Annotated in this window: 20 protein-coding genes; 9 read left to right on the forward strand and 11 right to left on the reverse strand. The window is 71.8% G+C overall.

Features of this window, described 5'->3' with window-relative positions; all coding sequences use genetic code 11:
• Positions 1-90 precede the first annotated feature (90 nt).
• Entirely contained in the window at positions 91-1,074 is a 984-nt protein-coding gene (locus WMF33_RS41395) for a lysylphosphatidylglycerol synthase transmembrane domain-containing protein (protein WP_437333760.1), read from the forward strand.
• Between the two features lie 179 nt (positions 1,075-1,253).
• Here the strand turns inward: WMF33_RS41395 and WMF33_RS41400 are convergent, their stop codons facing one another.
• Positions 1,254-1,892: a hypothetical protein gene (locus WMF33_RS41400; protein ID WP_437333761.1), complete on the reverse strand. Its 639-nt coding sequence runs from the start codon at positions 1,890-1,892 to the stop codon at positions 1,254-1,256.
• A gap of 116 nt (positions 1,893-2,008) precedes the next feature.
• Here WMF33_RS41400 and WMF33_RS41405 point away from each other — a divergent pair, with 116 nt between their 5' ends.
• From WMF33_RS41405 to WMF33_RS41420, 4 genes are all read left to right on the forward strand, one after another.
• A complete protein-coding gene (locus tag WMF33_RS41405) occupies positions 2,009-4,201 on the forward strand; it encodes a DUF2079 domain-containing protein (protein WP_437333762.1) in 2,193 nt (730 codons plus the stop codon).
• The gene (locus WMF33_RS41410) at positions 4,176-4,622 is read left to right on the forward strand and encodes a universal stress protein (protein WP_061625332.1); all 447 of its coding nucleotides are present in this window, start codon (positions 4,176-4,178) and stop codon (positions 4,620-4,622) included. Before WMF33_RS41405 ends, WMF33_RS41410 begins: the two co-directional genes overlap by 26 nt.
• Before the next feature lie 167 nt (positions 4,623-4,789).
• Positions 4,790-6,004, forward strand: a complete 1,215-nt coding sequence (locus tag WMF33_RS41415; protein WP_061625333.1) for an ammonium transporter — start codon at positions 4,790-4,792, stop codon at positions 6,002-6,004.
• A 296-nt stretch (positions 6,005-6,300) separates the two neighbouring features.
• Positions 6,301-7,050, forward strand: a complete 750-nt coding sequence (locus WMF33_RS41420) for a YebC/PmpR family DNA-binding transcriptional regulator (RefSeq protein WP_437315471.1) — start codon at positions 6,301-6,303, stop codon at positions 7,048-7,050.
• A gap of 28 nt (positions 7,051-7,078) precedes the next feature.
• Here WMF33_RS41420 and WMF33_RS41425 read toward each other — a convergent pair whose 3' ends face one another.
• Positions 7,079-7,807, reverse strand: coding sequence for a CPBP family intramembrane glutamic endopeptidase (locus WMF33_RS41425; RefSeq protein WP_437333763.1), 729 nt, complete (start codon positions 7,805-7,807; stop codon positions 7,079-7,081).
• Positions 7,804-9,114 (reverse strand): bifunctional phosphopantothenoylcysteine decarboxylase/phosphopantothenate--cysteine ligase CoaBC, encoded by a 1,311-nt coding sequence (gene coaBC / locus WMF33_RS41430; RefSeq protein WP_437333764.1) that lies wholly within the window; start codon positions 9,112-9,114, stop codon positions 7,804-7,806. Before coaBC ends, WMF33_RS41425 begins: the two co-directional genes overlap by 4 nt.
• A 216-nt stretch (positions 9,115-9,330) precedes the next feature.
• On the opposite strand from coaBC, the gene WMF33_RS41435 reads away from it, so the two are divergent.
• Both WMF33_RS41435 and WMF33_RS41440 read left to right on the forward strand, forming a co-directional pair.
• Entirely contained in the window at positions 9,331-9,864 is a 534-nt protein-coding gene (locus WMF33_RS41435) for a putative signal transducing protein (protein ID WP_061625337.1), read from the forward strand.
• A gap of 152 nt (positions 9,865-10,016) precedes the next feature.
• Positions 10,017-11,039 carry a tryptophan--tRNA ligase gene (locus tag WMF33_RS41440; RefSeq protein ID WP_437333765.1) on the forward strand — a complete coding sequence of 341 codons (1,023 nt, stop codon included), beginning with the start codon at positions 10,017-10,019 and terminating at the stop codon, positions 11,037-11,039.
• 66 nt (positions 11,040-11,105) lie between these two features.
• Here WMF33_RS41440 and WMF33_RS41445 read toward each other — a convergent pair whose 3' ends face one another.
• The 4 genes from WMF33_RS41445 to WMF33_RS41460 all read right to left on the reverse strand — a co-directional run bounded on the left by WMF33_RS41445 (position 11,106) and on the right by WMF33_RS41460 (position 17,969).
• A complete protein-coding gene (locus tag WMF33_RS41445; protein WP_437333766.1) occupies positions 11,106-12,842 on the reverse strand; it encodes a VanW family protein in 1,737 nt (578 codons plus the stop codon).
• 87 nt (positions 12,843-12,929) lie between these two features.
• On the reverse strand, positions 12,930-14,246 hold the full coding sequence (locus WMF33_RS41450; RefSeq protein ID WP_437333767.1) for a serine/threonine-protein kinase: 1,317 nt from the start codon (positions 14,244-14,246) through the stop codon (positions 12,930-12,932).
• A gap of 269 nt (positions 14,247-14,515) precedes the next feature.
• On the reverse strand, positions 14,516-16,750 hold the full coding sequence (gene uvrC / locus WMF33_RS41455) for an excinuclease ABC subunit UvrC (protein ID WP_437333768.1): 2,235 nt from the start codon (positions 16,748-16,750) through the stop codon (positions 14,516-14,518).
• 607 nt (positions 16,751-17,357) lie between these two features.
• Entirely contained in the window at positions 17,358-17,969 is a 612-nt protein-coding gene (locus WMF33_RS41460; protein ID WP_437333769.1) for a hypothetical protein, read from the reverse strand.
• A gap of 1,009 nt (positions 17,970-18,978) precedes the next feature.
• Between WMF33_RS41460 and WMF33_RS41465 the strand changes: the two genes are divergently transcribed.
• Positions 18,979-19,431 carry a hypothetical protein gene (locus tag WMF33_RS41465; RefSeq protein WP_020740455.1) on the forward strand — a complete coding sequence of 151 codons (453 nt, stop codon included), beginning with the start codon at positions 18,979-18,981 and terminating at the stop codon, positions 19,429-19,431.
• Positions 19,432-20,520: 1,089 nt separating this feature from the next.
• Here the strand turns inward: WMF33_RS41465 and WMF33_RS41470 are convergent.
• Entirely contained in the window at positions 20,521-21,777 is a 1,257-nt protein-coding gene (locus WMF33_RS41470; protein WP_437333770.1) for a DUF2062 domain-containing protein, read from the reverse strand.
• A 3-nt stretch (positions 21,778-21,780) separates the two neighbouring features.
• Positions 21,781-22,653: a tetratricopeptide repeat protein gene (locus WMF33_RS41475; RefSeq protein WP_437333771.1), complete on the reverse strand. Its 873-nt coding sequence runs from the start codon at positions 22,651-22,653 to the stop codon at positions 21,781-21,783.
• Between the two features lie 117 nt (positions 22,654-22,770).
• On the opposite strand from WMF33_RS41475, the gene WMF33_RS41480 reads away from it, so the two are divergent.
• On the forward strand, positions 22,771-24,912 hold the full coding sequence (locus WMF33_RS41480; RefSeq protein ID WP_437333772.1) for a peptidoglycan DD-metalloendopeptidase family protein: 2,142 nt from the start codon (positions 22,771-22,773) through the stop codon (positions 24,910-24,912).
• Between the two features lie 230 nt (positions 24,913-25,142).
• Here the strand turns inward: WMF33_RS41480 and rpsI are convergent, their stop codons facing one another.
• On the reverse strand, positions 25,143-25,535 hold the full coding sequence (gene rpsI / locus WMF33_RS41485; protein ID WP_020740460.1) for a 30S ribosomal protein S9: 393 nt from the start codon (positions 25,533-25,535) through the stop codon (positions 25,143-25,145).
• 8 nt (positions 25,536-25,543) lie between these two features.
• Positions 25,544-25,993: a 50S ribosomal protein L13 gene (rplM, locus tag WMF33_RS41490; RefSeq protein ID WP_061625733.1), complete on the reverse strand. Its 450-nt coding sequence runs from the start codon at positions 25,991-25,993 to the stop codon at positions 25,544-25,546.
• Between the last annotated feature and the right edge of the window lie 306 nt (positions 25,994-26,299).

The raw sequence follows: 26,299 nt of genomic DNA on the forward strand, positions 1-26,299 counted from the left end.
GTCCGGGCGCCCTGCGCCCGGGCTCCCCGCTCCGCTCCGGCTCTTCCCCCTCGCGGCCCCGCGCTGAGCGCGCCGCGGTCCAGCGTCTCCATGCGCCGCACCGTCCTGCGCGCCCTCGTTCGCCTGATCGGGCCGCTGCTGCTCGTCCTCGTGGTCGCGCGCATGGACGACCGGGACGCGGTGCTCGGCGCCGTTGCCTCGGCCGCGGCCGCCCCGCTCGCGCTCGCGGCGGCGCTCAACGTCCTCAACATCCACCTCAAGGTGGTCCGCTGGGACGCGCTGCTCCGCGCCCGTGGCATCGTCTACCCCCTTCGCCGGGCGTGGAGCGCGTACCTCACGTCGCTCTACGTCGGCATGTTGACCCCGGGTCGGGTCGGCGACGTCCTCAGGATCCGCTACCTGCGTCACGACCTCGGTGTTCCTTATGCGGAGGGCCTGGCCACGGTCGTGATGGATCGGCTGTGCGATCTCTACGTGCTCGCCGCGTTCGTGGCCGTCGGCGTCGCCCGCTACAGCGCGGTCATCGCCGGCCAGCTGGCCTGGCTGACGTGGGGCGGCATCGCGCTCACGGTCCTCGCCCCGCTCATGCTGCTCATCCCTGGCCTCGCCGAGCGCATCCTCCTCGCCTTCTCGCGCAAGATCGCGAAGGAGCCCGGGGACTCCGCCGAGCCTGGCGCGGCGAGCCGCTTCCTCGTGGCGCTCCGGGCCCACGTCGGGCGCGGGCTCCTCTTCACGCTTCCGGTCACGGTGGCGACGTTCGTCGTCAACTTCGTGCAGGGCTATCTGATCGCGCGCGCCCTCGGCATCTCGCTCTCGCTCTTCGACGTCACCTGCCTGCTCGCCATCGCGAACCTCCTCGGCCTGTTGCCGATCTCGATCGCCGGCGTCGGGGTTCGAGAGCTCTTCTTCTCCCTCGTGTTCCCCTCCCTCGGCTTCACCGCCGAGCACGGCGTGAGCTTCGGCCTCCTCGTGTTCGCGGTCATCTACCTCAACGTCGTCGCCCTGGGCTTCGTGAGCTGGCAGCTGGCCCCCCCGCCCACCGCCCCTGCCCCGCAGACCCCGGCCCCGCCGTGATTCCCGCGCTCACATCCGTCCTCGTGAGCGGGCTGTCGTGCCGATCTGCCCACCGTTCGCGGCGCGCACCCGCACAGGAGACGGGCCCAGATCGGCGTTTTCGGCGCGGAGGCGTACTCTTGTACGCCGAGCACCGAAAACGTCGAGATGGGCCCGTATCCGAAGCGGGTGTGCGCCCTTCAAAGAGAAAAGCGCGTCGTGAGGGTCAGCGGCTCCCAGTCGAACGACGGCACCCGCGACGCCGCCGCGCGGAAGGCGTCGACCACGCACTCGCCGACCTCGGTGCCGGCGTAGGGCGGCCCGTCCAGCTCCACCTGGGCGTCGCCGCTCGGCGCGAAGGTCACGGTCACGCTCCCCTCGCCGCTCGGACCGTCCGGCTGCCAGCAGCGCTGCGCGCGCACCCGGCCGTGCTCGAGCGCGGCGCCCGCGGCCCTGCCCACGCGCAGGCGCGCGGCGTCGGCCCGGCTCGACCAGGCGTCGTGCCCGTCGTGCGACCGCGGCAGCACCTCGGCCGACGCGGGGTACGGGGCGCCGCGCTGCGGGCAGTGCGCAGGCCGCACCATCGCGTAGCCGGTCGCGGTGGCGAAGCCGCACACCGCGAGCGCCACCAGCAGGGAGCGCTGCCCGCCGGCCCGCCCCTGAGGGCCGTCGGGCGGGCCGTCGTCGCCCGAGCCGCCGCGCAGCCGCTCGACCTCGGCGCGGACCTCCGCGAGCTCCGCGTCCCGGGCGGCGAGCGCCGCCTCCCGCTCCTTCAGCTTGGCTTCGAGGGTTTCGATGCGCGCGCGAGCCGCATCGAGATGATCCCGGTAGTGCGACATGGACCCATTCTACCGCGGGCCGCGCGCGGCGCCTGCCCTTCCCACGCCCCCGCGCCATTCCTGCCGTTCCTTGACAGCGGGGGGTAGGGTCAAGTAGCCGAGGACCCGCCTCCTCCATGCTAGAGCCCCACCGCACCAGGCTGAGCAGCGCGCTCGCGAAGCTCGACGGCACCCTCGAGCGGCTGGCGCGCGCCGCCGTGACCCTGGCGCCGTGGCCGATCCTCTTCGGCATCTGCATCGCCGCGTCGGCGTGGGTCTTCACCCACCCGGGCCGCGTCGCCCTGCTCTCGACGAACAAGCTGACCGAGCTGGAACGCCGCTGGATGGCCGGCGGCGCCGTCGCCGCCATCGTGGGGGTCGGCCTCGCCTACTTCTCCGTGATGCTGGCGGGGCGCGTCTTGACCCGCTCGTGGGACGTCGTGGGCACGGTGGGCCGCCTCAACCGCGCCCTCGCCCCCCTGCTCGCGCTCCCCTTCGTCGCCGCGCTCAAGCTGCCGAACATCGAGAAGGACAGCCCGAGGACCGCGATCTTCTACGCCGCCCTCGCCGCCGCGACGGTGGGCGCCGGCGTCTACGCCTGGGGCCGCGGCGCCCGGCTCTCGCCCGCGCTCGACGACCCGCCCGCGAGCATCAACCCGCCCGCAAGCATCAACCCGCCCGCAAGCGGCAACCCGCTCGCCAAAGCCGGCCGGTGGCTCGCGCCGCTCGCCGTCCTCGCCCTGTGGGCAGGCTACGCCCTCTTCTTCTCCCGGCTCGCGATCACCAACCACCACGCGCTGCACACGCGGACGCCCGACCTCGGGTACTACGACAACATCTTCTACCAGTCGATCCACGGGCGGCCGCTCGGCTGCTCCTGGCTCCGCGCCGGCTACCACGGCTCCGCGCACTTCGATCCCATCCTCGTCCTGCTCTCGCCGCTCTACCTCATCTACCCGCGGGCGGAGCTCCTCCTCGTGCTCCAGTCCGTGTGGCTCGGCGCCGGCGTGATCCCGGTGTACCTGCTCGCGCTCGACAAGCTCGAGCACCGCGGCAAGGCGCTCCTGCTCGCCGCCGTGTGGGCCCTCTACCCGGCCCTGCACGGCGCGAACATGTACGAGTTCCACTCGCTCGCGCTGATCTCGCCGCTCGTCGTCTGGCTCCTCTACTTCTACGAGACCGGCAAGGACCGGTGGTACTGGGTCACCCTCGCCGCGCTGCTGCTCTGCCGCGAGGACGTCTCGCTCCTGATGTGCTTCATCGGGCTCTACGCCATCTTCGACCGGCGCGCGGGCCGGACGCGCCTCGGCTGGATCACCATCGCGACGAGCCTCGTCTACTTCGTCATCGTGAAGCTGTTCTTCATGACGTCCGCCGGCATCATCATGTCGGGCAAGGACGCGTACTCGTTCGCCTACTACTACGAAGAGCTCATGCCGAACCGGAGCGGGCTCGGCGGCCTCGTCGTCTCCATCCTCACGAACCCCGTCTTCGTCCTCAAGGTCATGCTCGAGGAGCCGAAGATCCTCTTCCTGCTCCAGCTCTTCGTCCCCCTCTGCTTCCTGCCCTTCCTCGCCAAGCCCGGGCGATGGATGCTCGCCTACGGGCTCCTGTTCTGCCTGCTCGCCTCGCGCGACGCGGTCTTCTCGATCCACTTCCAGTACTCGTCGATCCTCTTCCCCATCGCCTTCGTGCTGACGCCGATCGCGCTCAAGCGGGTCGAGGACTCGGCGCCGGCCGCGTACCTCGGCTTCGACGGGCGGCGGCTCTCGCGCGCGCTGCTCGCGGCGACCCTCGTGGCGAGCGCGCTCGTGTCGTGGAAGTTCGGCGGCCTCGTCGAGAACGCCTCGTTCAGGGGAGGCTTTCACCGCGTGGCGCGCGCGCTCACGCCCGAGCAGGAGGCCACCTACGCGTGGGTCAGGCAGCAGGTCGCGTCGATCCCGCCCGGCGCGATCGTCGGCGCGACGAGCAAGATGGGGCCGCACGTATCCAACCGGAAGGAAGCCTATTTCTACCCGGGCGACCGCGCCGCCCTCGTCCAGTACGTGTTCCTCGACGAGGGGGAGCTCAAGGGCAAGGACCTGGAGCGCCACAACGCGGCCGTGAAGCGCGGCGAGCTCACGGAGCTCGGCCGGCTGAAGAAGATGGCGCTCTTCAAGCGGGTGAAGCCGGCGGCGAAGCAGCCGCCGCCGGCCCCGGCCGAGCGCGACGAGCCCCCTACCGAAGACCCGGCTCCGGAGCTACGAAAGCAGGACAGAAAAGACGGCGGCGCGCCGCCCGAGCCAACCAGCACCGCGGAGCAAGATGAAGACCCTCCTCCTGGCCCATGACTTCGACGAGACCTCGGAGCGCGCCCTCGACACTGCGATCGAGCTCGCCCGCAAGCTCTCCGCGAAGGTCGTCGTCGCACACGTGTACAGCGTGCCCGTCTACACCTTCCCGGAGGGCTCGTCGCTGATCCCCTCGGCCGAGGACGCGGCGCGCCTCGCCGAGGCGGCCCAGCGGAGCCTCGATCAGGTGCTCGAGCGCCGGCGCGCCGTGGGCGACGTCGAGATCTCGGGCACGCTGCGCGCCGGCGCCCCCGACGAGGAGATCTGCCGGCTCGCCGACGAGATCGGCGCCGACATGATCGTGATCGGGACGCACACGCGCGGAGCGGTCGCGCGGGCGCTGCTCGGCAGCGTGGCCCAGCGGGTGGTGCGCTCGGCGAAGGTCCCGGTGCTGACGATCCGCGGCCCGCAGAGCGGTTGATCGACACGTCCTGACGCTTCGGGCCCGGGGTTCGTGGCATCGGGGACCATCGCATCCGTATCCGGCACCACCGGATCGGGCATTAGAAATTTCCCGACGCCCTGCCAAATGCATCCGGCCGCGACCCCGAAACCTCGTTGAAACATCGGGCACGTTACGCCCGAGCCATGAAGATCGACACTGGGGATACGGCCTGGCTCCTCGCATCGACAGCCCTCGTCCTTTTCATGACGCCGGGCCTCGCCCTGTTCTACGGCGGCATGGTGCGCCGCAAGAACGTGCTCGCGACGCTCATGCACTCGTTCGCGGCGCTCGCGGTGATCTCCGTGCAATGGGTGGCGATCGGGTACTCGCTCGCGTTCGGCACGTCGCAGGGCGGGCTCATCGGCGGGCTCGATTATGTCGGCATGCGGGGGCTCGCGGGCGTGGAGCGCGGCACCGTGCCGCACCTCGCCTTCGCGGCGTTCCAGATGATGTTCGCGGTGATCACGCCCGCGCTCATCGCGGGGGCGTTCGCCGAGCGCATGCGGTTCCCGGCGTATCTGGTCTTCATCCTGCTCTGGTCCACGCTCGTCTATGATCCCGTCGCCCACTGGGTGTGGGCGGAGAAGGGGTGGCTCTTCGAGATGGGGGCGCTCGACTTCGCCGGCGGCACCGTCGTCCACCTCGCCGCGGGCATCTCGGCGCTGGTCTGCGCGATCGTGCTGGGCAGGCGCTCGGGGTACCCGCACGAGCGGCACGTGCCGCACAACCTGACGATGACCCTGACGGGCACGGGCATCCTCTGGTTCGGCTGGTTCGGCTTCAACGCCGGCAGCGCGCTCACCTCGGGCGGGCTCGCGGCGCTGGCGCTGCTCGACACGCACGTCGCGGCGGCGGCGGGCGGCGCGGCGTGGCTCTTCGTCGAGTGGGCGCAGCGGGGGAAGCCGACCGCGCTCGGCGTCGCGTCCGGCATCGTGGCCGGGCTCGTCGGCATCACGCCGGCGGCCGGGTTCGTCGCGCCCTGGGCCGCGGCCGTGATCGGCCTGCTCGCGGGCGCGGTCTGCTACGCGGCGGTCGTCTCGAAGGAGCGCCTCCGCTACGACGACTCGCTCGACGCGTTCGGCGTCCACGGCGTGGGCGGCCTCCTCGGCGCCGTCCTGACCGGCGTCTTCGCGGAGAAGGCCCTGAACGAGGGCGGCCGCGACGGCGTGATCGCCGGCAACCCCGGTCAGATGGTCCCGCAGCTCGCCGGCATCGTGGCCGTCGGGCTGTACGCGGCGATCGTGACCTTCCTGCTCCTCAAGCTCGTCGACAAGCTGATCGGCCTGCGCGTGGCCGAGAGCGACGAGCGCGAGGGCCTCGACGCCACCGAGCACGGCGAGACCGGTTACGCGCTGTAGCGACGCGGGGGGCAGCCCCGGCCCCCAGCGTCGTCTCGGGCCTCGGCCGGGCTCGCTCTCCTGGTAACGAGGGGGTGAGGCGCCGTCGTAGTTGCCTCCACCCGGGCGCACCGCTAGAGCGACAGACGGTTCGAACCGCCGGGGCGCCGGGGATGCCGTGAGAGGTCGACGCTCTCTCGGCGCCCCCGGCGCCCCGACGGCGTATCCCCCCGGACCGATCGGTGCTCCAGCTTGCGCCGAACCTTTCCCCTGGGCGCGCGCCGAGCGAGCGCCCCGTCATCACGGAGCAGACAGGCATGAGCGGCCATTCCAAGTGGGCCACCATCAAGCGGAAGAAGGGCGCCCTCGACGCGAAGCGCGGCAAGCTCTTCACCAAGCTCATCAAGGAGATCACCGTCGCCTCGCGCATGGGCGGCGGAGACCCGAACGGCAACCCGCGCCTCCGGAAGGCGATCAACGACGCCAAGGGCCAGGCGATGCCCGCCGACACGATCAAGCGCGCCATCCAGCGCGGCACCGGCGAGATCGAGGGCGCGAACTACGAGGAGATCCTCTACGAAGGCACCGGCCCCGGCGGGACCCTGTTCCTCTGCGAGGCGATGACCGACAACCGGAACCGCACCGTCGCCGAGATCCGGAAGATCTTCGAGAAGAACAACGGGCAGCTCGGCGCCGGCGGCTCCGCGCAGTGGGCCTTCGATCGCAAGGGGATCATCCTCATCGCGAAGGACGCGGCGACCGAAGACCAGCTCATGGACACCGCCGTGGGCGCGGGCGCCGACGACTACAGCGACCAGGGCGAGGAGTGGCAGGTGCTCTCCAGCGTCGACGTGATGGACACCGTCGTGAAGGCCCTCGAGGACGCGAAGATCCCGGTGAAGTCGAGCGCCGCGGGCTACGTCCCCAAGAACAAGAAGGAGGTCGCCGGCCGCGACGCCGAGGTCTGTCTCAACCTCGTCGACTCGCTCGACGACCACGACGACGTGCAGAACGTCTACGCCGACTTCGACGTCCCCGAAGAGGAGCTCGCGAAGCTCGAGGGGTGACGCCCGGCCCGACGAGGGCGCCCGCACGTCACGGGCGCCAGATCGGGAAGCTCACGATCGCCCACGAGAAGAACGCGTGGGCGAAGAGCGCCGGCGGCAGGCGGCCGGTGCGGTGCACCACGCGGCCCCACACGATCGAGCAGCCGAAGCCCGCCGCGACGAGCAGCGGGTTCGGCCCGGCGACCGGATCGCCGAGCAAGAAGAGCGTGGGGAGGTGCGCGGCGGCGAAGAGCGCGCTCGACAGCAGCCAGGCGGTCACCTGGCCGAACGGCCCCTCGAGCGCGCGCATGACGAGCCCGCGCCAGACGAGCTCCTCGAGCGCGGCCACGACGAAGACGATCGCGCCGGTGAACACGCGCGTGTCGGCCAGGGGGTCGCCGAGGTGGAGGTACATGCGGAGGAGCCACGCCTCGCGCGGCGAGCCCCGCGGGGCGAGCGCCAGCTGCACCGCCATGGCCATGCCGTAGAGCACGGCCGCGACGAACGCGCCGCGCGCGAGATCGCCCGACAGCGGGCGGAGCGCGGAGCGGAGCTCGCCGCGCCGGCGGAGCCACAGCACGGTGACCGCCGCGAGGACGGCGTAGAGCGCGCCGAGCGGCGCGAGCATGCCCGGCGCGCCCGCGCGATCGGGGTGGAACGCGTACGCGACCGCGAGCGCGACACAGGCGGTGACGGACGCGGCGATGAGCGCGGCCTCGCGGCGCGAGGCCCGCGGCGGCTCGCGCGGGTCGGTGGCCGGCGGGTCGACCGGGATCATCGCGCGCACAGCTGCACGACCCGATCGAGGATGCGGTCGGCGAGCACGGGCTTGGGCAACACGCCGAGCGCGTCGGCGGCGTCGCGGGTCACGATCGTGGCGCGGTTGTCGTCCCGGCCGAACGAGTCCGCGGCGTGGTTGGCGACGATCATGTCGACGCGCTTGCTCGCGAGCTTGCGCCGCGCGTAGGCGATCACGCCGTCGTCCGAGTCCGTCTCGACGGCGAACCCGACGAGCACCGGGGGCCGCGCGCCCTCGCGCGCGGCGGCGTCGAGGCTGGCGCGCGCGAGGCCGACCTCGGCGAGCAGGTCGGGGTTCGGGACGAGCGGGAGCGAGGCGAGATCCGGCGTGCGCTTCAGCTTGGTCGCGTGCTGCTCGGCCGGGCGGTAGTCGGACACCGCGGCCGTCATGATCAGCGCGTCGGCGCCGCGGAGGTCCTCGCCGAGCACCTGCCAGAGCGCGGCGCGCATCTCGAGCGCGCCGCGCACGTCGACGCGCCGCGCGCCGGGCGGGGCAGCGAGCGACACGGGACCGGCGATGAGCGTGACCTGCGCGCCGCGGAGCGCCGCCCGAGCGGCCACGGCGAAGCCCATCTTGCCGGTCGACCGGTTGCCGAGGAAGCGCACGGGATCGAGGTCCTCGAGCGTGGGCCCCGCGGTGACGACGAGGCGGAGCCCCGCGAGATCCCGCGGGCCGAGCCGCGAGAGCGCCGCGGCCGCGATCGCCGCGGGCTCGGCCATGCGGCCGAGGCCGCGCTCGCCCGAGGCGACCTCGCCGAAGACCGGACCGACGAGCTCCACGCGCCCGTCGGCCTCGAGCGTGGCGACGTTCCGCGCGGTCGCGGGGTGCGCCCACATGCGGGGGTGCATCGCCGGCGCGGCGAGCACCGGGCCCTTCGCGCACAGGGCGAGCGCCGTCACGAGGTCGTCGGCGCGGCCGGCGGCGAGGCGGGCGAGCACGTCGGCGGTCGCGGGCACGAGGAGCACGAGGTCCGCCTCGGCGGCGAGCGCGACGTGCAGCTCGCCCGCGAACCCCGGGTCCCACATCGTGTCGCGCACCGGCTCGCCGCAGAGCCCGCTCAGCGTCATCGGGCCGAGGAACTGCTGCGCCGCGCGGGTCATGACCGGGAGCACGCGCACGCCGCCCTGGATCAGGAGCCGCGCGACCTCGGCGGCCTTGTACGCGGCGATGCTGCCGGAGACCGCGAGCGCGACGGTCGGTCGCCCGCCGGCGGCGGCGTGGCCGGCGGCCGGCGGAGCGGGGGCGTCGGGGTGAGGCGCAGGAGAGGACGGCGTTCGGCCGGACATGATGCAGGTGCCAGCGTGGGGGCGCCGCTTCGCGGTCGCCGGTCAACATCGGTCGGGAGCCGCTCCGCGGTCCCTTGGCCAACATCGGTCGGGAGCCGCTCCGCGGTCCCCTGTGAACATCGATCGGGGACCGCCTCGCGGTCCGCCTCCGCCCACCGTGGCACGAAAACCGGCGGCCGTACACGCTGCGCCGCGGGCGGATGCTACCCTCACCGGGTGCGCTCCTTCGATCGGCCGCGGGGCCGCGCCCGGGCGGGCTCCGAGCAGCTCGTCACGGTGGCGACGTACAGCGAGTCCGTCGAGGCGCAGATGGGGCGCTCGGCCCTGTCCGCTCACGGCATCCGCGCCTTCCTCGCCGATGAGCACGTGGCGACGCTGACCCCTCATTATATCGGCAGGTCTCTCGGGATCCGGCTCCAGGTGCCGAGCGCGGATCTGGAGCGGGCGGCCGAGATCCTGAGACCGCCGCCCGTCGATGACGATCGCGAGCTCGACGAGGACGACGATGAGGCGGCCGAGCTCGATGGGCCGAAGTGCCCTGGGTGCGGCGCGCGCTACGCTTACCGCGAGTGGGCTCCGGGTCAGATCCTCGCCATCCTCTTGCTGCTCGGGTTGCCGCTCCTCGTCCTGAAGAAGCGGTGGCACTGCCGCAAGTGCGATGCGTACTGGCCCCCGGAGGCGAACGCGCCGAGGCATGGAAATCCCTACCGGGCGCCGCGCGGGGCGGCGCTGCGTCCGAAGGGCCAGTGAACCAACCGGCGGCCGCGGCGCGGCGCGCCCGGTGTCGCGCGGGAGCCGCCGTCACGTGGCGACGAGAAATCCCTGGCGGGATTTCTGGCGCGCGGCAGTAGCATCCCCCACCGAGAGCTCGTCACGGGGCTCCCTCACAGGAACACGAAACGATGGCAAGCACCGTCCTCACCGGCATCAAGCCGACCGGAACGCCGCACCTCGGCAACTTCGTAGGGGCGATCAAGCCGGCGCTCGCGCTCGCAGGGACCGCGTCGAACGCGCTCTACTTCGTCGCGGACTACCACGCGCTCAACACCATCCACGACGCGCAGAAGCTCCGCGGCCTGGTCCACGAGGTCGCCGCGACCTGGCTCGCGCTCGGCCTCGACCCCGAGAAGGTCATCTTTTACCGGCAATCCGAGGTCCCGGAGATCCTCGAGCTCAGCTGGATCCTCTCGTGCTTCACGGCGAAGGGGCTCATGAACCGCGCGCACGCCTACAAGGCCGCTGTCGCCAAGAACATGGAGTCCCGAGCGTCGAGCGCCGCGGCCGTGGAGGACATGGACGACCTCGACGCCGGGATCAACATGGGCCTCTACTGCTATCCGGTGCTGATGGCGGCCGACATCCTCCTGTTCAAGACGAATGTCGTGCCCGTGGGCAAGGACCAGGTCCAGCACATCGAGATCGCCCGCGACATCGCGCAGCGGTTCAACGCGATCTACGGCCCGGTCCTGGTCCTGCCCGAGGCGCGCATCGACGCCCACACCGCCGTGATCCCGGGCCTCGACGGCCGCAAGATGAGCAAGAGCTACGACAACACCATCCCGCTCTTCCTGGCGCCGGAGAAGCTTCGCAAGACGATCTTCAAGTACAAGACGGACTCGTCGCCCCCGAGCGAGCCGAAGGATCCGGACACCTCGCCGCTGTTCCACCTCTACCGGGAGTTCGCGACGCCCGAGGAGACGGACGCGCTCCGCGGCCGCTACCGGAGCGGCATCGGCTGGGGCGAGGCGAAAGAGGCCGTGTTCGAGGTGTTGAACCGCGCGCTGGAGGAGCCGCGCCGGCGCTACGCGGAGCTCATGGCCGACCCGGCGCGCGTCGACGCGCTGCTCACGGAGGGCGCGGCGCGCGCGCGGCAGATCGCGAGCGTGACGATCCAGGAGACGCGCAAGGCGATCGGCGTCCGCTGAAGGCCGCCGCCGGCGCGGGCGGACGTGACGCCGACCGCCGCGCCTGGGCCGGCAGGCGGCGGCCGATCAGCCGCCGTCGCCCTTCTTCGGGCGCCGCTTCTTGCTCTTGCCGTCCTTCGCCTCGTCGCCCGCGGCGTCCTTCTGGCCGCGGGCCTCTCTCGCGCCCTTGCCCTCGGGCTGCTCGCTCGAGGCTTGCACCGTGGCCGCGCCCTCCGCGGGCGGGGCGTCCTCGCCGCGCGCGCCCTCGCGCGCATCCCCCTTCGCTCGGAAGGTGCCGATCCCCGCGCGCTCGGTCCAGCCGCGCTCGCCCGTGAGCCCCGGCTCGCGGCTCTCGACGGTGCCGCCGCCCGGCTCGGGGCCGGTCGCGCCGGGCGTGCGGACGTCCGGGCCCTGCGTGACGACGAGGTACTCGTCGGCCACGTACTCGGGGTGATTGTCGTCGGCCACCTTGACCTCCAGATCGCGCGGGCCGCTCCCGACATGGATGATCTGCGTGGTCGGCGGGTAGCTGTCGCTCCACTTCTCCCGCACCCCATAGGCGCCGTCGCGGACGACCCGCGAGCTCGTCGTCCGGAAGCCGGGGATGCCGCGCTGGGCGAGCGTCCGTGTCCCCTCAGGCAGCTTCGGCGTCGGGCGCTCCAGCTCCTCGAACGGGATGACCTCGTCGATGCGGCGAAAGTACGTGACCGTGAGCTTGCGCGAGGGGCCGAGGATCTCGGCGCGCACGACGCCGCCGGCCACCGTCTCGTGGAGCACGATCGGGAAGTCGAACGGGTTCCTGAAGCGGTAGTTGATCGTCGGATAGACGACGGTCGCGTCGAGGCCGAGCTTGATGTAGTAGCTCGGGCGGGAGTGCGGGTAGCGCTCGACGATCTCGAGCCCCGCGAAGAACGCGGCGCCGTGGAGCGTGCCCGAGATCTGGCAAGTCCCGCCGCCGAGCCCGTCGACGAGCTCCCCCTGGGCGATGACCGGAGCGACCCGGTAGCCGTGCGCCTCGTCGCGCGGGCCGACCGTCTCGTTGAAGTCGAAGATCTCCCCCGGCATGACGACCACACCGTCGAGCTTCGAGGCGGCGAGCCTGAGGTTATACGTCCTCTCCTTGGACTTCCCCCCGGTCGCGTAGCGCGTCTCGAAGTAGCCGAGCACCTGGTCGAACTTGACGTTGCCGAGCTGCTCCGCGACGAGCTTCGGCGCGATCGTCTCGACGCTGGCCTGCGCCGTGTCCTCGCCCGCCCGGAGGGCAGCGTCGATCCGCGCGAGGGTGCCGTAGACGTCCAGCCGATACCCGATCTTCTCGGGCCTGAGCTGCTTCGCCTCCAGATCGACATAGGCGTCGACCGCCGGCGCGTCGAGCTCGACCTTGAGATCGAGCAGCTTGCTGATCGCCCGCTCGGAGTCGAGGAGGAGCGGGATCGGGATGTCGAGCGGGGCGTCCTCGTCGTTGCGCTCGTGCGCGCGGCGGAGCGCGCTCTCCGGGCGGAGCGCCTCGCGGACGAACTCGGCGAGGCGGACGCGGTTGATCTCGACGCCGAGGTCGTTGCGGCGCAGCGCGCGCGCGGAGCCGTCGGGGAGCACGATCCGGATCTCGCCGGTCGCGTAGCGGCGCACGAGATCGAGCGCGTTGGCCACGACGTCGCCGCCCGTCGGCACCGGCACCTGCGCGACGCGGAGGACCGGCGGAGGCTTCCGGCCGTCGTCCGGCGGCGGAGGGAGCACGAGGTAGGTGATGACCAGGCCGCTCGTGACGAAGATCGCCACCAGCGCGGCGAACCGCCAGAGCTCCGGCGAGCGGCGAAGATCCATGCGAGGGCGGCCATCTTGAAAAGCCTTCCCCGAACCGTCAAGGAAACGCCGCCGGCGCGGCCTGCTCGGCCTACCCGGCCTACCGAATCACGGGGCGGCGCCCGTCCCGGGGACGGCGCGGCCGCGCGGCGCCCTCGACGCGGCGTGCGCGGCCCGGAGGAGCGGCGCCTTGATGGAGCCCGCCCTGGGCACGATGAAGCCGCCCCGCCCGTGCGGCGCGCGGTTCTCGGGCGCGGACCGCAGGAGGTACGCGCCCGCGAGCGCCACGAGGACCGCGAGGACGACGGACGCCACGGGGACGAGCCAGCGCCGCGCGCGTCGGTCGGGCGGCGGCGCGCTCGCGCCGCGCTCCACGACCGCGCGCCCGGCGGGCTCGACGGTTTCTGGCGAGCTCGGCTGCGGAGGCGGAAAGTCCGGGTCGTTCGAGCGCTCGCGCGCGATCTGCATCGCCTCCTGGATCGCGGCGCGCCGGCGCTCGCCGCGCGGGCCGAGCAGCCGCTGCATCAGCGCGGCGAGCTCATCGGCGGTGGCGAGCGGCGTCGTCGGCGACGCCTGCTCGATGGCGCGCCGCAGCTCGGCCATCGACGCGAAGCGCTCGTCCCTCGGCTTCGCGAGCGCCTTCATGATGATGCGCCCGACGTCCTCCGGGAGCGAAGGGACGAGGGTGCGCGGCGGCTCGGCCGCGGTCTTGTCGCAGATGCGGCGCACCGTCGCAGGCTCGTTCTCGGCGAGGAAGGGGTGCTTGCCCGTCACCAGCTGATAGAAGACGATCCCGAGCGTGAACACGTCGGTGCGCCGATCGATGGGCTCGCTGCCCGCCTGCTCCGGCGACATGTACGCGTACTTGCCCTTCACCTGGCCGACCTTGGTGCGCTGCAGGTTCGAGGCGGCCTTGGCGACGCCGAAGTCGAGGATCTTCACCGATCCGTCGTAGCCGACCAGGATGTTTTGCGGCGAGACGTCGCGGTGGACGAGGCCGACGAGCTTGCCGTCGCGGCCGCGCAGCTCGTGCGCCGCGTGCAGGCCGAGGGCCGCCTCGCCGACGATGCGGAGCGCGACCGGGAGCGGGACGCCGCCGCGCGCCTTGCTCTCGCGGAGAACCAGGTTGAGCGGCTCGCCGTCGATGAGCTCCATCACCTGATAAAGGACGCCGTCCTCCTCGCCCGCATCGATGGTCTCCGCGACGTTCGGGTGGTGGATCTGCGAGACCAGCGTGGCCTCGTCCAGGAACATCGCCTCGAAGTCGGGGTCGTCGCTCAGCTCGGCGCGCAGCAGCTTGACGGCGACGATCTTCGGGAGCTGACCGCTCGTTCGAGCGGCCCACACCGAGGCCATGCCCCCGAGCGCGATGGGGACGAGGAGCTCATAGCGACCGAGCGTGTGGCCAGCGCGTACTTCTCCCATGGTGCTCACGTGCCGCGTAACCCCGGAGCGAGCCTGTCCCCGCCGGGAATGGAGCCCGCCGAGCGCGGCCTCCGCGAGGTCGGGTTCGCGAGAAGCGCTCGGTGTGCCAGGTGGTGATCTTGATCGAGGGTGATAGCGGGCGCCCGGAGCGATGCCGGGCGCCTGATGTACGGATCGTCGCAGAGAACGCGTTGGCGCTCAACCCGGAACGCCATTCGGTCGCCGCGTGATCTTTACACCGGTCCATCGCGCCGCGGGCCGGCGCGCGCTCACCGGGTGAGCCCCGGAGCCTTGTCGGGATCGCCGCCGCCCTCGGCCGGCGCGGCGGACGGCGAGGCCTCGGGAGACGGGATGACCTTGCGCAGCGCGGACAGGTGGCGCTTGGTCACACCGGTGACCGCCAGGATCTGCGCGTCGGTCGCGCGGCGCACGCCCTCCAGCGAGCCGAGCTCCCGGAGGAGCGCCGTCCTCACCGCGCTGCCGAGCCCCGGGATGTCCTCGATCTCGGAGCGGAGGCGCCGCGCCTTGCCCAGCCGCTTGCGCGCGTGATTGGCGAATCGGTGCGCCTCGTCGCGCGCCCGCGCCAGGAAGAAGAGGGCCGAGCTCGTGGAGCGGAGCGGGATACCGTTCTTCTGGCCAGGCAGGTAGACGCGGTCGACGAGCTTCTCGCCGGACTGCGTCTCGCGCTCCTTCGCGAGACCGACGATCGGAAGGCCGTGCAGGCCGAGATCGCGCGCCGCCGACAGCGCGACTTGGAGCTGGCCGCGCCCGCCGTCGACCACGAGCAGGTCGGGCAGATCCCACTCGGCTCCGCCGGACTGCGCGCTCTTCGGCGCCTCGCTGGCCGAGTCGGCGGCCTGCCGCTCCGCGGTCGCGGGCGCCAGCGCCGCTTCTGTCTCCGGCGGAGCGTCGCCAGCGCTCGCCGGGTCGAATGTCGCTTCGGCCGCATCCGCCTCCATCGCTTCGCCCTCCGGCGCCTCATTCTCGATCGCGTCGTCAGCCGCGCCCTCGGCCGCGTCGCCCTCGGGCAGGTCGCTCACGGCCGCCTCGGGGGCGTCGGGCGCGGCGCCGCTCTCCGCGTCGTCCGCGACGGCCGGCGGGCTCGCCGGACGAGCTGCCTTGCCGCGGCGGAAGCGCCGCGCGAGCACCTCGTACATCGCGGCGTAGTCGTCGCCGTCGGCCACGCTCTTCACGTTGAAGCTGCGGTAGCGCTTCTTGTCCGGCTGGCCGTCGAGGAGCGCCACGATCGATCCCACCGTGTCGCCGCCGCCGAGATGCGAGATGTCGCAGCACTCGATGCGACGCGGGAGCGTCGGGAGCCGGAGGCGCTCCCTGAGCTCCTCGAGGCGGGCCTCGAGATCGTCCGAGCTCCGCTGCTTCTCCCGGAACGCGTGAGCTGCGTTCTCGTTCGCCATCTTGAGCAGGTCGACGCGGGGCCCGCGCTGCGGCACGAAGAGCGTCACCTTGCGGCCGCGCCGATCGCTGAGCCACTCCGCGACGCCCTCGGCGCCGTCGGGCAACACCGGCACGAGGACCTCATCGGGGATCGTGGTGGACGCGACGCCATAGTACTCGTTGAGGAAGCCGCCGAGCACCTCGTCGTCGGGCAGCTCCATGTTGCGGAGCGAGAAGGACAGCGTGTCTGTCACGCGTCCCTGGCGCACCATGATCACTTCGACCTCCACGAGCGTCCCCTCGCGGTAGAGGCCCACCACGTCTTGATCGACGTCCTTCACGTAGACGACGCGCTGCGCTTCCCGCACCGCCTCGACCGCCCGGAGCTGATCGCGGTAGATGGCTGCGCGCTCGAACTCGAGCTCCCGCGACGCGTCCCGCATACGCGCGGTGAGCTCGCCCGTGAGCTCGTCGTGGCGCCCCTCGAGGAAGAGCGCGACCGAGCGGACCATCTCCGTATAGAGCTCGCGATCCACATCCATCACGCACGGCGCGAGGCAACGCTTGATCTGGTACTGGAGGCACGGGCGCCGCCGCGACGCCATCTCGGCATCGGAGCAGGTGCGGAGCTGGAAGTGTTTGTTGACCAGGTGGAGCGTCCGCCGCGCGCTCGTCGCCGAGTGGTACGGGCCGAAATAGCGGGCCTTGTCCGGCGCGGGGCGGCGGACCGTCTCGAGCATCGGCCACTCCTTCTGCGTGTCGAGCTTGAGGCAGAGGAAGTCCTTGTCGTCACGCAGCTTGACGTTGAACCGCGGCTTGTGCTGCTTGACGAGCTCGTTCTCGAGTACGGCCGCCTCCTTCTCGGTGGCGGTCACCACCGTCTCCAGATCGGCCACGATCTTCCGGAGTATCGGGATGAAGTACCGGGCGTCGCTCCCGCTCTCCTGAAAGTAGCTGCGGACGCGCGAGCGCAGGCTCTTCGCCTTGCCGACGTAGACGACGGCGCCCGTCTTGTCGATGAACAGATAGCAGCCAGGCTTCGTCGGGAGCGAGGCGAGCTTGGCTGCGAGGAGGGCTTCGGGATCCTGCTTGGCGCTCGGGTTGACCACGGCCGGAACGATCTAGAAGTCGCGCGCGCCGGCAGCAAGCGCCCCGATCACGGCCCCTCGGGCGCACCGGGGCGACGCTGCCCGCGCGGTGCTCCGCGACGCCTCGGAAACGCCGTCACGCGGCGCGGCGCAGCTCGCGGCGCGGGCGAGGCAGAACGCCCAGGTCGAGATCTCACGCCGGCCGCCCGAACGGCGCGGACCGCGGAGGCGCGGTGACCTGCGCGACAGTCGCGCCGCCCCGCTCGTCGCGCGACTCGCGTGAGCGCGACGAGCGGCGCGGCGCCGCGACTGCGCGGCTTCGTCTGGGGCACGCCCGGCGGCGCGGCGCGCTCGCGCGCCCCGGCGTCGGCGTCCTCATGATCACGGCGCCCGAGCCCTCGCCTGTGTCGCCATCGCTCGTGTGGCCGGCGGCGGAGACGACAGCGGTGGTGGCTCATCGCGCGCGGCTCGCCTCGAGACGCGCCCTCGATCCGAGAGGCGGCCGAGCGGCGAGATCTTCGCAAGACCTCCCGGGAGCAGGTCTCGGGTGTCGCGCGTTCCTCCTTCGTGGCCTCGCGGGCGACGGCGTCTTCGCCTCGGTCGCAATCTTGCGCGACTCCTCGTCGCCTCATCGCGCCCAGTCCGTCTGGAGCTTCTTGGCCTTGAGAGAGGCCGCCCGCTGGAGAGCGAGGTTGCCCGGGCCGGCCATCGGTGCCCGCTTGTCCTCGCCGTAGCTGCGCTTCGGGTTCTCCCCGCAAGCCACTTTCAGCCCGCCGGGCGCCACGGTGACGCGCGTCTGGGGACCATCTGGGAAGCATCTGGGAACCATCTGGGAGGCCCCGATGCCCGGCCGGCGCTCCATCTTTACCGCGCACCCTCTAATCAGGTTGCCTGAACCCGAAAGGACTTGTATGGTCGTAACACCACCAGCGACTGCCCGTTCGATACCCGGGTCCTGTGGCCAGAAGGCATCGGCGGACTGAGCCTGCGGCGCCACCGGTCCCGAATCTGGTCCCCGTTCGCTGCCGTCCAGGTGCGCCGCTGCACCTGGTGTCGGGTGGACCCCGAGGTGGGAGTGCGCGTCGAACAGCCGAGGAGTGACGAACTGTCCACCAGCGTCCATCACCGCCGCCCCGCTCAGGGGATCGACGTCGTCCTCGGCGGCGGCGGCGCGCTCTGCGCCCGCGAGCTGGGGCGAGCCGCGGACGAGCGTCACCCTGGTGCCCAGCGCGAGTGTCACCGCCTGAGTCAGGATGAGCAGCTGAGCAGGAGCGGCGGCCTCGAGACCTCCCGCGGGCAGACTTCCGGCTTGCCCGGGCGGCGGCCGGGTCGGGGGCGCGGCGAGCGGTTTGGGGGACACGGCCGCAGGCTGGGCAGCTCCAGCACAGCCGCAAAAAGACGCAGCCACGCCCGAGGCGAGGTGGCCGCGGTGCTGCAACATGGGTGGGCGCAACCGCCTCGGGCCTTCGCGCCGCTCCGCCGGGGGGGCGCCCTGGCAGGTGGGTGGGGTAGCCCTCATGACGTCGACAGCGCCGGAGGGCGGATCGGCGGCGGACACGTTGCGGTCGATCCCGGAGAGCTGCTCGGTCCGGAGACGAAAGCTCGGGCATACAGACACGCCGGCGGCGCAGAGCGGAATGCAGAACTGAAAGACCTCCGGTCCAGCGCACCGGGGTGGGCTGGAACGGCGGCCTCGTCCATGACACCTTTCCTCGACGAGGGCGGCTCACCCGGGGGGGTCAGGCTCCTCCGCGCGCCCTCGGTCAGGCGCCCGCTTCGGCTGCTGCGAGGTGGGTCGCTTGTGTCCGGAGCACAGGAAAGCCAACCTTCGTGGGAATGTCGCTGGCTCCCCACGGTTACGGGTCTGCCCGCGGCGCGCGCCGCGCGGCAGCAGGAGAAGCCGCGGCGCGGCGCAGAGAGGAGCGCGGCGCTGTCCATCGCCCCCCTCCTGGGTTTGGGCAGAGCCTGGCTTCGCGGCGCGGTGCCACCGGGCTTCGCCCCGCTCCGCGAAGCCACCAGGCTTGGCTTCGTGGAGCGACGCCACTGGGGAGACGCGCTGGCTGGAGTCCGGCTCGACCGGTCGCCCCAGCACGCCATGAGGGGACGGCGGGACGGGGAGCTCGCGAGCGCGGGTTCCTGACGCAAGCTGAGGGGATGAAGGGGATGAGGGGGACACCTCTCGAATTATTTTCAACCAAGGTGCTGTTCAGCAGTTGACAACTCTAGCTATTCATGGGACGCGAGATCCAATGAGCAACGTCGAAACCGAGATCAAAAGCCACGTTGATGCATTCGTCTCTCAGCTGAGCGGACTTGTCCGCAAAGCGGCTCTCGAGGCCGTCGCCGACGCCTTGCGGGGGGAGGGCCAGCCGGCCGCTGCCGCCGCCGCGCCGCGCAAGGCGGGTCGGGCCAAGGCCGCTCCCGCGCCGGTTGCGGAGGTCAAGAAGGCGGCGGGGCGCCCCGCGCGCGCCGCGAAGCCCACCCGCAAGAAGGGCGAGAAGCGCTCGAAGGAAGAGCTCGCCGCCATGACGCAGAAGGTCCTGGAGCACATCCGGGCCAACAGCGGCCAGGGCGTGGAGCAGATCGCCAAGGATCTGGGCACCACCACGAAGGAGCTCACCCTCCCGATTCGGAAGCTGCTCGTCGAGAAGAAGATCACGTCGAAAGGAGAGAAGCGGGCTACCAAGTACTTTTCCCGCTGAAGCCGGCCTCGACGCCCGCCGGGCGGGTCCGGCCGAGCCAACCGAGGTCGACGTCCAGCCTTCCTCCAAGCGCAGCAGGGGAAATCGTGGCGAGCCAGGAGCTCCCCAGGCAGGCGCGGAGACCTCGCACATCGGTGCGGAGCAAGCTCCGCAGCCGTACACGCTTCCGGACCCCTCTCAGGAAAACTCCCCCAGCAATGCCCTCTCCGCGTAGCACCGTGGAGACCCCCGCACGCGCGGTGGAGAAATCCGCGCACGTGGCCCGAAAGCTCCCGTCCGACCGCTGCTGAGCGGATCCGCCCAGCGACGCGACGCGGGAGCTGCGCCCGAAAGCCGCTGTGCGCCCAGGCGCGCTCCGGCGCCCAGGACGCTGGATTTCCGAGCCGCCCTGCGCGCGCTCCTGTCGTCCGCGCGGCAGACGGACAGCGTCACCTCACCCGAGGACCCCAACAGGTCGTGGGGCAACATCGAAGGACCACCACATCTAGCTGTGTGGGCCGCAAGTGGTCGAGATTGCCAAGCTGGCAGAGCACGATCGGCGCGGCGCGAGCGTCTCGGCTGTGAGCGCCTGGCCCGCGCCGCCTCCCCCCGGTGTCCCGTCGGGTACCGATGGTTGCGCCTGCGAGGCATCGCGTCACCCCGAAGCGGGATGGAGGCCAACGCACCTTCACAGACATCTGGGCAGGACGCCCCAGGCGGATAGTGCGAATTTGCAACGTGGGCGAGCCCGGCCTCCAGCGAAGAGGGCCCTCGGACGCTCTCGGCCTCTGTGGCTCAGGCAGGGACCCGGACAGCAAGGACCGCCGCAGGCCCTTGGTCTTGGTCAGCGTTCAGGCATGGTCTGTGCCACATTGGAGTTGCTCAGCGGATACCGCGCCTCATGCGCGGCGTGAAGCGGCGAGACCCAACTGCAACCGCGCTGGACAGGTTCTGACCATCTGCGATGCTCATCGGAGCCCCGCGGCGCTCGATCGACAGTCGAGCCGCCGGGCCGAGCTCGCACGCTGGACCGGGCGCCCCGGTGACACCACCGAGGGGCGTCGCGACGGCGGTGCGTGAAGAGATCTCGGCGGGAAGCGCGACTCGGGCTCAGCGATCGGCCCGGGTCCCGACGATGAGGACATTCGAGAACGGCGTTTTCCCCCAGGCGGGCCTCGTCTCGCACGAGAAGCCGAGCTGCTCGAGGAGCGCGACGATCTCCCGGGCAGGGCGGAAACGCACCCGCTCGCCCCGGTTGAATCGAAGCGCGGTGAAGATGCGCTCCTCGAGGAGCGTGATCGAGCTCCTCAGGCCGCGCTCGGTGTCCGCCTCGCGGACGAGCAGGCGCCCTCCCGGTCGGACCGCGGCCGCCGCGCGCCGCAGGATCGCGTCCTGCTCCTCGACGCGGAAGTAGTGGAGCAGGTCGATGAGCAGCACGGTGTCCGCGTCTCCCAGCTCGGCCTCGCGCGCGTCTGCGCACCAGAACTCGGCGGCCAGCGGAGGGGCCGCGGGGAGCGCGGGCTGCTCGCCGGACGGACCGGGCGGCGCCGACGAGGGCGGCAGACGCGCGCCCGGATCGCCGCCGCTCGCGCGGCGCGCGTCCTCTATCTTGGCGCGGTCCCAGTCGAACCCGCGCGCGCGCGCGGCCCGGCCCAGCTCGAGCAGGAGAATCGGCAGCTGGCCAGCCCCGGTCCCGATATCGAGCACCTCCCCCAGCGCGCCGGGGCGGTCGCCGGCGATGTCGGCAATCAGCCGCGCGACCGGATCGCCGAGCAGCTTGAAGCGGACGTAGTGAAACCGGGTGCGCTGCGCCGCCGTTGCGCCTTCTTGCGGGCTGTACCTCGCGGCGACGCGCTCGATCGCGTGAGCCCACGGCGGCGCGTCCTCGGGGAGCCGATACGGCTCCATCCCGCCGCGCTGCAGCGAGGGCGCGCGGCGCCGCTTCAGCGCGACGAGCGCGAAGACCAGGCCGCCGCCGAGCGCGGCGAGCGCGAGCCCGACCACGGGCGCGCCGAGGAGCATGTACTCGGGAAAGTCGGACAGTGCTTGCGCCCAGCTCATCTTCTCATGAAGGCGCAGCCAGCGCCCGGTGCGGAGGTACGCCCCGACCTGGAACTCGGCCGTGAGCAGCGCTGGTGCGAACAAGGGGTTGGAAATGTTCGCGGCGACCCAGGCAATCGCCGCGTCCAGGCGGAACCACAGGCAGAGCAGGAGGACGAGCGGCGTGTGGCACCCGAAGATCGGCTGCGATCCGATGAACAGGCCGATCGCCACCGCCACGGCCGTCCGGCCGGCCGACAGCTCGCTTCCACGGAGCTCGCGCCATGCGCGGCGCGCCTCCTCTCGGAGCAGAGAGTATTTCGCCAACGGTCAGGGGTTGCCTTCCGGTGTGGGGCGATCCGCGTCATCGGCCGCGTCTGCCGACAGCGAGGACAGGAGGTCGCTCACCTCCGTGGGGGTCGGCTCGTCGAGCGCCTCCCAGGAGGCGCCCCTCGCGGTGGTCGACGGCGCGTCGCGCGACGCCGCGCCCGCGGTGTTCCCGCTCCGCTGCGCCTCCACCATGCGAAGGTACATCTTCGCCGTCTTGTTGTCGGGCTCGATCGCGAGCGCCTCGCGCCACTCGGCGATCGCGAGATCGAGCGCGCCGAGGGAGTGCAGCGCGACCCCGAGCAACACGCGCGCAGGCGCGTACTTTGGGTTGGCGTCGCGCGCGGCGGCGTAGTGCTCCCGGGCGAGCGCCAGATTGCCGGCGTCGCGGTACATCGTGCCGAGGCGCAGCTGGAGATCGACGAACGTCGGGCACAGCGCCACGGCGCGCTTCAGCTCGGCGATCGCTTCCTGCGCGCAGCCCGCGTCGGCGTAGGCCTGCGCGAGATCGGCATGCATGTTGGCGATCTTGCCGCGCGCGAACGGATCGAGGACGCCGCCGTCCCCCTCGCCGCGACGGATGCGGGAGTAGACCTGTCGCGCCGCCTCGTATTTGCCGAGATCGTTGTACGTGACGGCGAGGTTCAGCAGCGCTTCCGTGTAGTGCTCGTTCAGCTGCACCGCGCGCTCGAAGTGGGCCTCGGCCGCGAGGAAATCGCCGCGCTCGTGGAGGATGACGCCGAGCATGTTGAAGACGTCCGCGAACCGATCGGTCTTCTCGAGGATCTGCCGCAGGGCGTGCTCGGCCAGATCGTACTCGCGCCGCTCGTAGTGCTCCCTGCCGAGAACCAAAAGCTGCTTCAGCCTGTCGTCCATGAGGCCCGCCAGCTTACGCGAGCGGCGTACGATGCGGTCGGTCTTCCGCGCAACCCTTGCGCGGATCGGGTGGCCGCGCGGTTGCAACCCCGGCGATGCCTTGGTACGCACGTCGGCGTGCCGAGTGCAGTACCCCAGAACCCGCTCGAGGCTTCCGGAGGGCCGGACGCCGCGGACCGCTCCGAGGAGCGGAACGAAGACGCCGGCAGGGCGTCGGGGCCCGGCGCCGCCGCCCTGCAGGGAGCGCCGCGCGAACAGCCCGGCGCCGCGGTCCCGCAGGGCACGCCGCGCGCGGAGGCCGACGCCACCCCGCGGGACGCGCCGCGCGCCGAGCCCGGCATCGTCCCGCACCACGCGCCGCGCGCGGACATCGAGCGCAGCAGCGCCGCCGACGTGACGGACGACGCGCTCGACACCTCCAGCAGGCCTGCCACGCCGCCGCTCGCCGCGCCGCTCGTGGGCCACCGCCGGGCCGAGAGCGCTCCGGCCGCGCCCTGGTCACGCGGCGGCGATCTGCGCGCGCGCTCGTCGCCGTCGTGGACGCAGCTCCCTCCTCCTTCTTCTCGCGGGCGCGGCGCCGCGCCGTGGTCGCGCGGCAGCGATCCGCGGTCTTCTCGCCCGTCGCTCGCGGACGGCGGTCCCTACGCGGGATCCGGCGCGGCCGACGGCCCGCGCCTGCCCGCCGGCCTCAGCCGGCCGCCTCCGGGGCCGCACCTCTCGCCGCGCATGACCGCGGTCTTCGGCGGCATCTTCGGCCTCGCGACGCTCACCTCGCTGATCGCGCTCCTGATCCAGGGCGTCCCGGTGCGCGACGAGCGCGCGCTCGTCGCGGGGAGCCCGGCGGGCTCGGCCACAGGCACGGAAGAGGCCGGGCGGCCCGCCGCGCCCGAGGTGAAGGCGAAGACGCGCACGCCGCTGCCGGGCCCGTGGCGGATCTCCGAGCTCGCGAAGGACTCGTCCGTGATCGTGGCGAGCGACGTGATGGACCGCCGGTCGTTCATCACGGCCCTCGACGAGAAGGGCGTGCCGAAGGCGCAGATCTACCGGATCATGAAGGCCTTCGACGGGCTGCGGAAGTTCGACAAGTGCGGCCGCAAGGATCGGTTCACGGTCGCGATGGACCGCTCCACGCGCCGCGTCCGCGCCTTCGAGTACGAGGTCTCGGCGAGCGAGATCTACCAGGCGCGGGAGGACGCGGCCGGGCTGCTCGCGGGCACCACGCTCGACATGAAGATCGCCGAGGAGGAGGTCGTCGCCGCCTTCTACGTGGGGAAGGATCTCACGAGCGCGTACCGATCGGGCGGCCTGGAGCCTGGCGTGCTCGACGTGATCGACGACGCGCTGAGCGGGCGCATGTCGACGGAGAGCTTCGAGGAAGGGAGCATCGTCCGGCTGATCGCGGTCGAGGAGACGGCGCTCGGGATGTTCTCCCGGTACAAGAAGATCATCGCGCTCGAGTACCGGCCCGCGGATCCCGCCGAGAAGCCGCTGCGCATCTACGATTTCAAGGGGCAGGAGGCCCGCGGCTACTTCGACGAGCGCGGCCGGCAGCCGTACGCGGGCGGCTGGCGCGCGCCGGTCCCGGGCGCGCCCGTGACGTCGAAGTTCAACCCGCAGCGGATGCACCCGGTGCTGAAGAAGAAGATGCCCCACAACGGGACGGACTTCGGCGCGCCGACAGGGACGCCGGTGTACTCGGCGTATCGCGGCGTCGTCGAGTGGGTCGGCCCCGCGGGACCGAGCGGCAACCTCGTCACCGTCCTGCATCCGAACGGCGTCAGCACCGGCTACGCGCACCTGTCGAGGTATGCCCCCGGCATCAAGGTCGGCATGAAGGTGGGCACCCACCAGCTCGTCGGGTACGTGGGGTCGACGGGCCGCTCGACGGGCCCGCACCTTCACTTCAGCGCGAAGAAGGACGGCAAGTACTTCGACGCCGAGACGCTCCAGCTCGACGGCGAGCGCGTGATGCCCGGCGTCGATCGCGCGGCGTTCGCCGCGGCGAAGGAGGCGCTCGACCATCGGCTCGACGCCATCCCGCTGCCCGAGCCGCCGCCCGAGCCGGTGAAGCCGGACGTCGCGGAGCCGACCCCGCCGCCCCCCGCAGCGGCCGGCAGCGAGGCCACGGTCTCCGCGGCGCCCGCGGTCGGGCCGAGCGGGCCGACCGAGCCCGAGGCGAAGCCGCCCGAAGGCGCCGGGGACGATGAGGGCGAGCTCATCGAGGGCCCCGATCTCAAGAGTCCGCCGGAAACGATGTGACGCCGGGCGGGCCGAGTGGTCCGCTCCAGCGCGGCGAGCTCATCGAACGCCCCGATCGCGAGCGTCCGCCGGAGACGATGTGACGCCGGACGGGCCGAGTGATCCGCTCGAAGAGCGCAGCGCCTCGCGTGGCCGAGGACAAAAAGCATCGAGGACGCAGAGGGAAGATCCCTCGCGTCCTCGATGTCTTTGCCTTGGCATCCGCCCCGATGGGCAGCGTGCCGGGCCTGCTAGCGCTTCGAGTACTGGAAGCGCTTGCGGGCGCCGGGCTGGCCGTACTTCTTGCGCTCCTTCTTGCGCGCGTCGCGCGTGAGGAAGCCCGCGCGCTTGAGCGACGACCTGCGCTCCGGATCGAGCTCGCACAGGGCGCGCGCGATGCCGTGCCGCATCGCCTCGGCCTGGGCGCTGTGCCCACCGCCGACGACGGTCGCGTTCACGTCGAACTGTTCGAGCAGCTCCAGCAGCTCCAGCGACTGGCGCATCACCATGCGCGAGGTCTCGCGGACGAAGTACTCGTCGGCGGGCCTCTTGTTCACCTTGATGTTGCCGGTGCCCGGCGAGAGGAAGACGCGCGCAACCGCGGTCTTACGCTTCCCAGTGGCGTACGTTCTCGTTTCCGTCATGGCTTTGCTCAGCTGTAGCTAAGAGGCTGCGGCTTCTGCGCCGCGTGGGGGTGATCGGGACCGGCGTAGACCTTGAGCTTGGTAAGGAGCTCGCGCCCGAGCACATTCTTCGGGAGCATGCCCTTCACGGCCTTCTGGATGGGGAGCTCGGGCTTGCGCTCGAGCAAGTGACCGTACGCCTCGGAGCGGAAGCCGCCCGGCTCACCGCTGTGCCGCACGTAGTTCTTCTGCTGGAGCTTGCGACCGGTCAGAAGGACCTTCTTGGCGTTCACGACGATCACGAAGTCGCCGGTGTCGACGTGCGGCGTGAACGTGGGCTTGTTCTTACCGCGAAGCACCGTGGCGATGCGGCTGGCAAGGCGGCCGAGGGGCTTGCCTTCCGCGTCGATCACCCACCACGTACGCTCGTTGCGGGCCTCCGCAGGCTTGGCGGAAAAGGACTTGGGCTGAGGATTCATTGGGCGAAAAACTCCGGAAGGGCGCCTGCCAAAAAGGGGCGCAACTTCTACAAGGCGGCCCTCCGCCTGTCAAGCGTCTCGGGCCCGCTCGTAACGGCATCGTTGTCGTCCGGCGGGAGCCGGTCAAGGGCGTCGGTCGGCCCCTTGATAGCACGAGCGTTCACGCCGGTCGCTGCTCCTTCGCGTTCGCCGCGTCCGCGCGCGTCCCGCGCATCCCTTCGCGCTCCCCCTGCACAGCAGAGCGCGCTCGTCGAGACATGTTCCGCGCGGCATCGCCCCCGAGCGCCGAACCCGTCGCTCGGGACA

Origin of the sequence: Sorangium sp. So ce394 (assembly GCF_051474665.1) — a bacterium.
GTDB lineage: Bacteria > Myxococcota_A > Polyangia > Polyangiales > Polyangiaceae > Sorangium > Sorangium cellulosum_D.